This is a genomic window from Terriglobus sp. 2YAB30_2 (assembly GCF_052114765.1).
In the GTDB taxonomy this organism is placed as follows: Bacteria; Acidobacteriota; Terriglobia; order Terriglobales; family Acidobacteriaceae; genus Terriglobus.
On sequence record NZ_JBFRFJ010000001.1, the window covers coordinates 496,554 to 508,859 of the forward strand.

The window sequence follows — 12,306 nt, forward strand, 5'->3', positions numbered from 1 at the left end:
AGCGCGAGAACGGTATGAGCGAGTGAGGTTGATCGCTGAGAAGCGCGGGCGAGTTTGAACGCTAGGGTAGGCACCCGGGCAATGTAAACGATAAGCGCTGAAGGCCCGCTCTATAACTCCGCAGCCAAGGCGAATGTGTCGATACGCCCCAGTGTAGTGAATCTAAAGTTCGCGACATAATCATGAAGCTTTGCCATCCGAAGCATTGAAAAAGCAGGTCCTTCACTACGTTCAGGATGACAACATTTACGACGCTCTCGTTGTCCATTCTCCGATGGTACGCATCCTTATGGGTTTCGCTTCGACACAAGAATAACTACCGACCTGGAACTGGCGAAGTAGCTGGGCGTTGTGATTGCCACTTCTGTACCGGGAGCAGCGATCGTATTGGGTGCGGGTRGAACCGTGTCGGCGAAGCGGAACCACTGTCGTCCCTGAAGTTGTGGAAGCTGGAAGGGAAGCGCCGTGAACTCCATGTTGAAGATCGCATGGATATGCTCCACGCCCGCCGGGTCGGCGATCGTGATGGCGAGTACCCGTGAGTTCGGGTCATTGAAGCCGGGCTGATATAGGTTGCAGCCGTGGAAGGAGATATCCTGCAGGCCGTCAGTTATGACCTGCCCGGTGAAAAAGGTCTGCCGGCTGAGCGCTGGGTGGCGCTTTCTGAAGTCGATCATGCCCGCTGTAAAGGCGACCAGATCTTTCTCCATTACGGGCAAGGTCCAGTCAAACCAACTGATTGGGTTGTCCTGGATGTAAGGATTGTTGTTCCCTTGTTGGGTGCGACGGCACTCATCGCCTCCCAGCAGCATGGGGACTCCCTGCGAGAGAAAGAGAAGGGCGAGGAAGTTGCGTATCTGGCGTTCTCTGATGGAGTTAATCGCCGGGTCGGCCGTGGGGCCTTCTACTCCATAGTTGTTGCTGATGTTGTCCGCATCGCCCGAGTCTTCAAAGTTCGCTTCGTTGTGTTTGGTGTTGTAGCTGACTACGTCGTTCAGGGTAAAGCCGTCGTGGCAAGCAAGGTAGGAGATGCCGTTGTGCGGGCCGTAGCCCGATTGCTGGAAGATGTCGGAGCTGCCGCAGAGGCGGCTGGCGACCTGGCTGATGAGTCCGGCATCTCCGCGGACGAAACGCCTGATCACATTCTTGAACTGAAAGTTCCAGGTAGCTGACCGAATATCCGGGAACTTCCCCAGCACGTCTCCCTGATCGCCCCCAAAGGGTTCGACGATGACCTTGATATTGGCAAAGCGTTCATCCAGGTTGATTGCCCAGACGATCGGCGGATACTCCAGCTCCCGGGCGTCTTCTCCCAGTGTCAGAACAGCCCCGAGGTCAAACCGAAAACCGTCGACATGCATGTCGGTAACCCAGTAGGACAAGCTCTCCGTCAGCATCTTGGTCATTGCTGGGTGGTTACAGCGTACAGCGTTCGGACATCCGGTGAGGTCTCCACGGTAGTACGTATGGTCCAGCTGCTGCAGGAAGTAAAAGACGCTGTTGTCGATGCCCTTGAAACTTATGACCGGCCCGTTCTGATCGTCCTCGCCGGTATGGTTGAAGACCACATCGAGGATGACTTCGAGGCCCGCCTTGTGCGCCGCTTTGACGAGATCTCGAAATTCGTTGACGTGGCTTGAAGTCATGGGCGAGACGCAATACTCCGCATGCGGCGCAAAGAAACAGATGGGATCATATCCCCAGTAATTGTTCAGCCCCTGGCCAGTTGTCGGATTAATTCTCTTCGGGGTCTTGGAATCAAAGTCGAAAACCGGCATGAGCTCGATGGCGGTCACACCAAGGGATTTGATATAGGGCAGCTTCTCGATCAGGCCGGAGAAGGTTCCCGGGTTAGCAACGTTCGACGATGGTGACTCCGTAAAGCCACGCACATGTAGCTCATACACTACCGTTGACTCCAGTGGAGTATTCGGCGGCGTGTCGCCCTCCCAGTCGTAGCCGGAGTCGTCGATGACCATGCTGCGCATGGATTGTGCAACGTTATCGCTGTTGTCCTTTGACGGCGCGGCAACCCAGAGGGTGTCGATGTTGCCTCGCGAATAAGGGTCGATCAATACCTTATTGGGGTTGAAGCGGTGGCCGAAGTTTGTCAGGTCGGCCGGACTGGATGGGCCATGCACGCGAAACGCATACGCAGTATTCGCCTGCAGGCCATCCACCTGGACATGCCAGTAAAACATCGTCGGTTGCTGAATCGTGATGACCTGCGAAGGCGCAGGATCCAGCGGTGAGGCAAACAGGAGCAGGTCAACCTGTGTGGCGTTCTGCGAGAACAGAGAAAAGTTGACGCCTGACGGGTTGACCGTTGCTCCCAGGGGTTGTGATTGTCCTGCTCGCGTGGCGAAGGGCATAAGTTTAGAAGTTGGCCACTACAGTAAGGACGGAAGCAGTATCGAAGACCTTCACGAAGACGGTCTGCAGAGAGACGTTGAAGTAGAAGGCATTGACRTTCGAGGCTCCCAGCGCGGAGGCGCCCGCCTGGTCACTGGAGCTTGTGAGATCGGGAACTGCGGTCCCGTTGACCGTAACACTGGCGGCATGTGTCGCCTGCAGGAGAGAGACATAGAAGAACGTCTCCTTGGGTGTGAACTGGTCGTAGGTCCGGGTTACCGTTACGGTGCGTACGCTGGGCACGGTCTTTTGTGCAATGGTCGTAAGCCTGTACTTGCCTTCCTGGTAGCCTGTGCCGATCTTGTCGTCGAGGTAGAGTGTGTAGTCGCGGTCGGGACCGGGATAGCACTCGAAGGTAAGCGGGCACAGAGGCAGTTGACCGACGTACTGCTCAAGTTCGCGCCGCGGAAGAATCGCTCCCGCACGAACGTACATCGGCACCAGGTCAAGCGGAGCATACCAGTTGAAGCTCTGGCCGCCCGCGTTCTTTTGCGGCAGAGGAGCCTGAGCATCCTGATAGGCAAACCAGTCACTGCCTGCCGGAAGATAGACGTTACGGTTCCAGCTCTGTTGAATGATCGGCGCGATCAGCAAGTCGTTGCCCACCATGAACTGAGTGTTCAGAAACGCTTCCTGATACACACCGGGGTCCTGGCGATCGGTAAGGAACAATGGACGGCAGATGGGAAGACCCGTCTGTGTGCACTGGTACAGCGTGTCGTAGAAGAGCTGCAGCAGCTTGTAGCGGATCTCAATGTACTTGCGGCATGCGGATTGGCAGGGATCCGGATATGCGTACGGCTCCTGGTACTGCTTGTTGTATCCGTCATAGTGGTTGCGGCACCAGCCGATGAAGGCGCTCACGGTGGTCCAGCGTGCCATTAGATCGGGATTAGTGACTCCATTGGGACCAGTACCGTTCGCAGAGCCTCCGGCAGAGCTGGTCGCAAAGCCTCCAACGTCTGCGCCTGACATTGGCTGACCTGAGAGACCGAAGTTGAGGATCTCCGGGATCAGGATGGAGAGGAAGTTCCAGTCAGACGCAGAGTCACCGGTCCAGCTGGCAGCGTAACGATGGACTCCCGCGTAGCCGCCGCGGGCGATGATGAATGGCCGCTTGTCTACACCCGCCGCTTTGCGAAGCCTGATCATGCCTGTATGCGTTGCGCTGATCAGGTTGAGCGCAAACACGTTGTGGATCTCGGCGCTGGGCACCATCTTGTTCTGCGTGTAATCGAACATCAACACGTTGAGCGGGAGTGTCTTATAAGGCGCGGAGTCGCAGATACTGGGCTGCGTTGCAGGATCGGTCATGTCCTGCCACACCATCTCGAGGCCGGCATCGAGCAGAGGCTTGTATAGTTCACCCCACCAGTCGCGGAACTGCAGTTGGCCGAGGTCCGCGTAGTAGCCATAGGTGCCCAGCGCCGTCCCGGAACCGGGATTGTAAGGAGCGCCTGGCGATGGATATGGATTGAACCCGTAGTTCACTCCATAGCTCTCATTGGTGACGAAGGGCTTTGGATAAGCCGGCCCCTGGCCTTCCGCGCGATTGTCCTGCACAAAGGCATTGATAGCGAGTCCGGATTGCAGTACGGAATACGGCGTGGCATTGCCGTTTTCATCGAGAGGCTGAATCGTCACGATTCCGGTGATATTCGTACTGCACTTGACGCCCATGGCGGCGGCCTGCGAGAAGCAGTTCGCTCCCCCATTGGGGAACTTCATCTGACTGGCGGTAAAGGTGCGGTAGTTATCCTGGAAGTCGACATCGATGTGCATGCCGTCGAGCGGGATATTGCTTGCGCGGTATTGCTGAATCGCATTCAGCACCCGGCCCTGGTCGTAGTATCCGTAGCATCCCTGGTGGTTTCCAAGCGCCCACATGGGAGCAAGAGCAGCCGGGCCTACCAGCGTTGAGTATTGCCGCAGCACATCCGGAGCGGCATCTCCGGCCATGAAGTAGTAATCGATCTCTCCATAGAGTGCGCCGAAGAAGTACTTCCCGTACATATTGCCGTTGTAGCTGGAACTTGCTCCGAAGTTCATGTAGCTCTGGGACTCGTTGTCCAGCAGGATGCCATAGGCATACGGAACGCCGGTGGGCTGTCCGCCCTGGTCAAGGGGATTCGGGTTGTCCTCAAGAAAGAAGGGGATCGAGTTGTACAACGGTTCAGACCAGTTCAGTGGCCCGGGCTGTACCATGGGGTCGTTGTAGTTGGAGTTGTAGGGGATGACTCGCAGGAACCCATCGCCGTTAGGAGCGGGAGGATCGTCGGAGTTCTGGCCGCAGTATTTGAAGTTGTCGTAGTTGAAGAAGGTCAGGGCGGCTTCATTCAACCGCAGGTCGTTGCCGCCCTTTTCTCCGGCTCCAAAGTAGTTGGCATTCGCAGGATAGGTCTTGAAGTTGGCGACGGCGTTGCCGCCGTTGGCGACATAGATGAGGCCAGGGGCCACATCTGTGCTGATGAGATGGTTCTTCCAATACACCTGCACGGTGAATGGCTGAAAGAGGACGTCGAGCCGCAGAGAGCCCAGATCCACTGAAAGCTTGACGGAGTCATTTTGCAGAATGTTGACGGCCGGTGCTCCCAGATCCTTGTTGACCACAGCGAAAGAGCCATCCATGCTGTAGTCGTTTTGGGGATTGAAGCGCACACGGAATGCCGCCGGCCCAAGCACATAGATCTTGAGTTCAGGAGGCTGACTGCCTCCCGATCCCGTGCCGGTCAGGGTAAAGATCCCATCACCTTTGTCATAGAGGCATTGGCTTACATTGCCGAATGATGTCCATCCTGTTGCACTGTTCGGGTTGAAGCCATCGACGGGAACATAGCGGTAGCTGGAATCTCTTGAATCAACACTCATTGCGAAATGACCCCTTTGCTGCTCTTCAATGTGGAGTTCTAGAGCATTACACCTACAGGGAAAATGCTCTACGGCTGACGATTGGGTGTGTGCATTGAGAAACGCTTTCGGGCCGGAACACTTGCTTCCGCTCCCAGGTTTTGTTTACTGGTTTCAATCTGCAGCATCCAGCTGAAGCTGGCATGGGCCGAACGTCCAAAGTGGCCGTTCTCTCCATAAATAGGCTGCTTCACTCCGTTGACAATCACGGGATTCCCGTTCATGTCTCGCTTCCAACCCGTGGCAATACCCGCGGAATAGTGGCAACCGACGCAGCTCTCCGTACCTGTCACCGGTGTGTTGTCAGCAGTGCAGTTGTCGGGTAGACGATCGTCCTGTTCCAGGCAGCCGGCGTTTTGTCCGCCCTTCTGGAAGTAGGTTTCCATGGTGGTGTTCACCAGAAAGACTGGAACCACGTCGCCGGGTGTCTTATTGGTGATGCTCTCCGGGGCACTCCCCTGGCCGCCGGCATAAGCGGGCGCGAATTTGTGTACGGGCCACTGTGTTCCGATCAGCTCATAATACTGAAAGACGGAACCTTGGCTGTGAAGCAGTGCCTGCACCTGCTTGTTCAGCTCCGCTACGGCGTCGCTGATCTTGTCATCGATGGGGTTGAGGCCATGCTGGAGCGGGATCTGTACGCGAGACGTCTGGACAGGTGTGGTGGTCAGGTTCTCATACCAGGTCTGGCAGTTCGTGCCGTTGGTGCAATCACCGTTCTTTGCTGGAAGCACGTTCACGGGAGCGTTCTTCAGCGCAGGGTTCATGAAGTTCGCGTGGCTCAGGCCGCCGTGTTCCAGAGGATTCTGACGCACATTGTCGATCTGCTCGAAGGTGCTCCAGATCCACTCCGGAGAAGATTCGGTACGCATCGCAATATGCATCCCGACGAGACCTGCGTCGATGGTGCGGTACTGCGGCGGCCCACCGTTGGTTGGTTCGGAAAGTTCAACACGAACCCGTTTCGTATAGAAACGTGACCGGTCGTCGTTTGGTCCCAGTTCCTTCCAGGAGAGCTTGATCTCGATTGATCCGTGCTTCTTATTGCCGGAATTGAGCGGCATCGAGACTTCGCTTTGGTTGACGTCTTGATTGCTGAAGCGAATCTGGCCATCGATACTATAGAGCTCATTCTTGTAGAGGTATTCGTACTCCTCTGGATCCACCAGTGCTTCATAGCGAGCCCACTTGCCGTTCTGGTCAACCAGCGGCCCGGAAAAGGCTTGAAAGTTATCGCTGGCAGAGGCCTGCTGCCGCCATGCCGCCTTTGTCATCGTCAATGAAATGCCGTTGGTTGCCGCGTCCTTCACCTGTTGCGCGGGATTCCATGGGAATTGGGGCCGAGCGCCATTTGGCAGAAAGATCTTTTCGATCGGGACCCAATAGCTCCATAGAGGCTGACCTGAAGTTGCATTGAGGCTCGACTGTGGCGACTCATAGGACTGTTGCGGCCAGTTCAGCGCCAGGAAGGCCTGCCACGAGAGGATGTCAAACTCCCGTTGCGCTTTCAGTACAAGCTCTGTGTCGTGGGGCGAGTACTCGCCGCCGTTCTGCGGATGGACCTCCGCCATCATCGCCTCAATCTGAGCGGCGTTTACATCGTAAGGAAGCTGTGGTGAAAGTGTTGAAGGGAACTGCCGCAGGCCAGCCTGCAATGGCTGAGCGCCTGTTCTTCTAACCAGGTAAAAACCTGCCAATGAGGCGATGACAAGTAAGCCGCCAACGAACGAGAGGAGAATCCATTTTCTCTGCATGATTACCCCGATTCTTTCCAAGAGGCAGTACAGAGCCAGCGCAATTCGCGCCGGTTTCACAGCCTCTTTTGTCACAACCAGAAATGAATTTAAAGGCCCGGTATTACGCAGTTCCCGCACAACCGATGAAGCGCGAGCGTGGATGGTCCACTGAGCAGTCGCGATCGACGCTGCGGATATCCAGCTACTTGAAACGCAATTACATTGTTCAGATCTGGGAAAGGTGTCTACTGCAAGCGGAGCCTAGACTCTTGAACTGAATAGAAACCGACTGTACCAACATCACGAGCAAATGACAAATGAAATTCTTGCTCGGGCGGGAATGCAAGGGATGAAGTGCAATCGATCATGCGTGTATGGCTGCCATATCACCCTTGCGTACACCATCAAGGACTTCACCGCGAATGATGTGGATGAATATTGGGACCTGCTTGGCCTGCTTCTATTCAGCACATTTACGGATAGGTTCTATACGGGGGTCGTAGAGCATTTTCCCTGTGGCTGGGTATTCCGAAAGGGGCATGCAGCGGCGTTTTCATCGCGGAAAACGCCCATAGATGCGGAGGCCCTACTCTGCACCTACAGGGAAGATGCTTGAATCTCCACACGAAGATGATGACCTCCGAGTGGAGATTATGACTCCGATTTATTCGTCCGTCTTCTCCCGCTTGTAGGGCGAAGCCATGCGTGCCCGGGCCTCGTTGATGGCGCCCTGGGTGTTGTCGTTGGTCTGGATAGCAAGGCGGTACTCATTCACGGCGCGATCGCGTTGACCGGTGACGTCGAAGATGTTGCCCAGCTTGATGTGGCTCCAGACCTCGGTCCACTTGGGATCGCCGTCTCCGCGTAATGTATCGCGGAAGGCGTTCGCTGCCGACTGGTAGTTCTTCTGCAGGAAGAAGATCTCGCCGATGCGGTAGTTGGCGAGGGATGAGTTCTTGTTTGCGTCCAGCGCCTTCTGATACTCATTCAGAGCGGCGATCAGATCGCCCTGGGCAGCCTGTTGCTGACCGCGCAGAACAGCGACGCGCACGGCAAGATCAGGAGTGGACTTCAGCACCCAGTTGTCCGGATCGATAGTGACACGGCGCGGACGCCCGAAGGTCTCGACCGTGTACTGCGACTCGGACCCGGAGACATCGATGCGGCGAATCTCTGTCTTACCGTCGGTCTCGATGCGCAGCTCCACCGGCATGCGGAAGAGGTCGAGGTCCTGGGTGATCTGGCCGATGGTGCGGAAGCCTTTCGAGCTGCCAAGACGGAAGACGGTGTACTTGTTCTGGAAGGCAGGTGCTCCGGTTCCGTCGATCCACTGGGCGAAGAAGGCTTCGAGCGTAGTGGCCTGCGGGTTCATCTTTCCGGCCAAGCTTTGCAGATCGCTCGATCGGACGCTCTTGTCGGTATAGACCGACAGCAGGTTGCGGAGGAACTTGATGAAGTTGTCGTTGCCGATCTCCCAGCGCAGCATGTGATAGACCATGGCGCCTTTTTCGTACGACATGGACTGGAACTGCGGCGAGAACGGATCCAGGCGGCCGATGGAGGAGATGGGCACCGTGTCATAGGCCAGGGCTCCGGCGGAGATATCGGGGATGGCGCTCTGGAGGGAGTTCTTGCCGTTGGCGTCTTCCATATACATCAGCTCCGAATAGCGAGCCATGCCGTTGGTGATCCAGGCATCGTTCAGGGTCGCGGGAGAGATTTCGCTGCCCCACCACTGGCGCGAAACGGTATTGGCGAGCAGGCGATAGCTGTTGTGGTCAGGCCAGCGGCTGCCGGCGATGGCAGCTACCTCCGGTCCCCAGGTAGAGCTCACGGCATCATCGGGCAGCTCCACCAGGTTCACGCGGGTTGATTCCGGCTGGCCGAAGGTGGAGCTCATGAACTCGAACTCCTTGGCGGCAGTTTCGCCGTAGCCGGCGGCATCTCCGGTGTGCTTCTCGGTGGTGTAGGTGCGGATGTTGCCAACGGTCTTTTCCGTGAACTTGCCGGCGATGACGGTTCCCGGAAGTCCCGGCTTGGTCCAGTTGAAGTCAAACTGGGTCTTGCCGCCGGCGATGTCTTTGTGCCCGCCCGCGCCGCTGGCGACTGCGGTCTCGCCCTTGGGGACGACGATATGCATCTCGGCGGTGAAGCGGTCGGTATAGAGGCCGCTCACGGGGAACCAGCGGCCGGGGTAGAGCAGGATCGAGATGGGGTCCGCAATTGCGGCCATCTTAATACCCTCCACCGGGCTGGTATCGGCATCCTTCAAGACGCCCGCATATTCGAAGGTGTAGGTCGCCGTCTCACCCTTGGCGAGCGGCTTGGCGGGGGTAATGTGAACGGTGGAGTCGGTCGCGACGCGGTCGGCCGACAGGGTTGCTCCGGCGCCGTCGGTCAGCTTGGTGATCTTGAGGCCGTTATTCAGCTCCAGCGTCACGCTGGAGAGGTCTTCCAGGGCGGTGAAGGTGACCTTGGCCGTAGCCGTCAACTCGTTCTTCGACGGGTTGAGATCGGCAGTGATGACGTACCCGGTGACATCGACCTGGGGACGGAGGGGAGCAGCATAAGCGCTGACGGAAATCGCAGCAAGAGCAAGCAGATAGCGGACGCGGCCGGACATTCTCTTCGATATCCTCTGGGGAGATGGTACTCCCATCAGTCGGTTAGACGCAGGTTTCTCCAAGTAGTTGGAGTACCGCTGCTTTTACCCGGCTGATGGCGGTTTCTCCGGGTTTCCCGGGTTCAAGTTGAAGCCTCAGCGCATGCAGATCCTGCCGGACTGTGGCCAGCTTCGCCGGATCGGCCAGCCAGCTTCGCAGTAGATCGGCGAGCTTTTCCGGGGTGAAGTTCTCCTGCAGTAACTCAGGAACAATTCTGCGGCCGGCGATCAGGTTGGCCATAGCGATGGGCAGGTTGCCATGCTCGTCCAGCGGAGCCGGAATCTCCGACGGATAAGAGACCAGCTTCTTAGCCAGCCGGAAGGTCAGCGGGGATACCTTATAGACCACCACGAATGGATTGCCGATCACGGCTGCCTGGACGGTCGCCGTACCGCTGGCGACGACGCCGATGGTGGCATGGTGCAGCGCTTCGCGCGCGTCAGGCACCAGGACCGGGCGGATCGTGGGTTGGGGCATAGCGGCGATCACCTCCTGAATTACCTCTGGATTCAGGGTCCATGCGACCGGAAGCAGGAACTCATAGCATGACTGGCGCAGCCTGCCTTCGGGAGAAGTGACCTGGAATGTGACCATCACGACAGATTCTTTCCGCGGCTCCAGCATTTCGGGAGGGACGGCAGGATTCAGGGAAAGCTGTTTGGCTGCCTCCAGCATGGTGGGCAGGTTGGCCTGGATCTCTTTCCTACGGCTTCCGGGCAGAAGGGCGATCCAGATTCTGTCCGGATTCAGACCGTGGCGCGCAGCGAACTCCTCGCGGCTGGAAGAGGGAAGCGCAAGCTCTGCCAGGGGGTGGCCAACGAATTCCGCATCGACACCACGCGCCTGGTAGAACGGTTGCTCGAAGGGGAAGATGACCATCATCTTCGAGATGCGTTCCTGCACCCAACGCAGGCGGCGTTTCTTCCACGCCCAGAGCTGCGGGCTGACAAAGTAGACGACCGGGACACCCTGCCGATGGAGCTCTTTTGCCAGGCGGAAGTTGACATCCGGGAAGTCGATCAGCACGGCTACGTCAGGCTTCCGCTCGCGGATGGCGCGGATCAGGCGGCGATAGCTGGCATAGATCTTCGGGATGTGCCGAAGGATCTCGGTAATGCCCATGTGAGCGACATCTTCGGCACGTACCACGCGTTGTTGTCCGGCCGCTTCCATCTCAAGGCCACCCAGGCCGAGGAAAGTGGCTTCGGGTAACTCCGCCTTGAGGGCTGCAATGAGCTGTGCGCCGTAGTGGTCTCCGCTGGCCTCGCCGGCAGAGACAAAGATGGTCGGGTTGGATTTGTCAGCGATGCTTCCAGCCTACTAGGCTAGGGCGTTGATGGGCCAGCAAGTGCAACGCTGCATTAATCCACGGCCTGCATAGTGAATACATGATGAAGCGTACGATTGCCTGTATGACGTTGTTGAGCAGCTTTGCCATGGCGCAGAGCAGCGATCCCTACCTGGCTTTGATGAAGAAGGCGGGCGAGCATGCCCGTACGAAAGGGGCGAAGCATACGCCGGTGCTATCCCCGGTAGACTCCAGCGTCGTCGGACCCAACGCAAAGGTACGCGTCGATACGCTCCATGCTGCCGGCTTCAAGGTCGTTTCCTGGACGACCAACGATGCGGCCAGGATGAAAGCACTGATCGACCTTGGCGTGGACGGCATCATCTCCGACCGCCCGGACATCCTGCATAAGGTCGTCGAAGATCTCCGTGCCTCGGGAAAGCCGCTGAAGGGTTTCGATATCACCGCGCACCGCGGCGGGCGCGGCCTGCGTCCCGAGAACACCTTGCCCTCGTTTGAGAACGGTATGGACCAGGGCGCCACCACTCTGGAAACGGATACCGGCGTCACGACCGACGGAGTCTCCCTGATCTGGCACGATCAGTTCCTCAACCCGGAGAGCTGCCGCCGCGCTGATGGAGCGTCCTACACCATGGAGAACCGTGTCTATATCAACACCATCTCCATGCCGGAGGCACAGAAGACCTTCATCTGTGACAAGCTGCACTTCGGTCCGGACCAGAAGAACGACCTGGCGCTTTCGCCGGTCGCTGTCGCCTTCGCAAAGCTGGAGAAGATGCCCAGTCCGTACGCACCTACGAACGCCGCGCAGCTCTTCCGCTTTGTGAAGTTCTATACGGAGTACTACAAGAGCGGGGCAGGGAAGAACACGCCTCATGCCGCGGAGCGTGTCGCCACCGGGGCGACGGTGCGGTTTAATCTCGAGACCAAGATCATGCCCGACCGGTTGCCATCTGAGGTGGCGGGAGCGCAGAATACCAATGCTTCGGCAGACCTCTACCAGAATCACTCGGCTGGGCCGCAACAGTTTGTCGATGCGCTTTGCGGAGCCATCATCCGCGAAAAGATGATTGGCCGCGCCGAGGTGCAGAGCTTCGATTTTCGGACCTTGCAATTAGTGGAAGAACAATTTCCCGAGATTCCAACGTACTACCTGACGAACAATGCGAAATTGCTTAGCAGCGAATTCGTTCCCGAGACGCTTCGTCTCTCGCCGGAAGAGACAAAGTAATGGCCTCCGTCCCGCGCTGATACCTTCCCGGCGCGGGACGGATTTTCC

At 57.5% G+C, this 12,306-nt stretch carries 6 protein-coding genes; 1 reads left to right on the forward strand and 5 read right to left on the reverse strand.

From position 1 onward, the window contains the following. Positions 1–287: 287 nt before the first annotated feature. The 5 genes from AB4Y89_RS01930 to AB4Y89_RS01950 form a co-directional block, all read right to left on the reverse strand. Positions 288–2,372 (reverse strand): glycogen debranching protein, encoded by a 2,085-nt coding sequence (locus AB4Y89_RS01930; protein WP_442299226.1) that lies wholly within the window; start codon positions 2,370–2,372, stop codon positions 288–290. A gap of 4 nt (positions 2,373–2,376) precedes the next feature. Further along, positions 2,377–5,280 (reverse strand): TIM-barrel domain-containing protein, encoded by a 2,904-nt coding sequence (locus AB4Y89_RS01935; RefSeq protein ID WP_442299227.1) that lies wholly within the window; start codon positions 5,278–5,280, stop codon positions 2,377–2,379. 68 nt (positions 5,281–5,348) lie between these two features. Further along, positions 5,349–7,073, reverse strand: a complete 1,725-nt coding sequence (locus AB4Y89_RS01940) for a hypothetical protein (protein WP_442299228.1) — start codon at positions 7,071–7,073, stop codon at positions 5,349–5,351. Between the two features lie 646 nt (positions 7,074–7,719). Further along, positions 7,720–9,678, reverse strand: coding sequence for a M1 family aminopeptidase (locus AB4Y89_RS01945; protein WP_442299229.1), 1,959 nt, complete (start codon positions 9,676–9,678; stop codon positions 7,720–7,722). A 43-nt stretch (positions 9,679–9,721) separates the two neighbouring features. Further along, positions 9,722–11,026, reverse strand: a complete 1,305-nt coding sequence (locus AB4Y89_RS01950) for a lipid-A-disaccharide synthase (RefSeq protein WP_442299339.1) — start codon at positions 11,024–11,026, stop codon at positions 9,722–9,724. Between the two features lie 80 nt (positions 11,027–11,106). Here AB4Y89_RS01950 and AB4Y89_RS01955 point away from each other — a divergent pair, with 80 nt between their 5' ends. Beyond that, positions 11,107–12,258, forward strand: a complete 1,152-nt coding sequence (locus AB4Y89_RS01955; RefSeq protein ID WP_442299230.1) for a glycerophosphodiester phosphodiesterase family protein — start codon at positions 11,107–11,109, stop codon at positions 12,256–12,258. Positions 12,259–12,306 lie beyond the last annotated feature (48 nt).

Excerpts from the sequence above, each read along its gene's own strand:
- AB4Y89_RS01945 (WP_442299229.1), bottom strand. The coding sequence starts at position 9,678 with ATGTCCGGCCGCGTCCGCTATCTGCTTGCTCTTGCTGCGATTTCCGTC.
- AB4Y89_RS01940 (WP_442299228.1), bottom strand. The coding sequence starts at position 7,073 with ATGCAGAGAAAATGGATTCTCCTCTCGTTCGTTGGCGGCTTACTTGTC.
- AB4Y89_RS01955 (WP_442299230.1), top strand. The coding sequence starts at position 11,107 with ATGATGAAGCGTACGATTGCCTGTATGACGTTGTTGAGCAGCTTTGCC.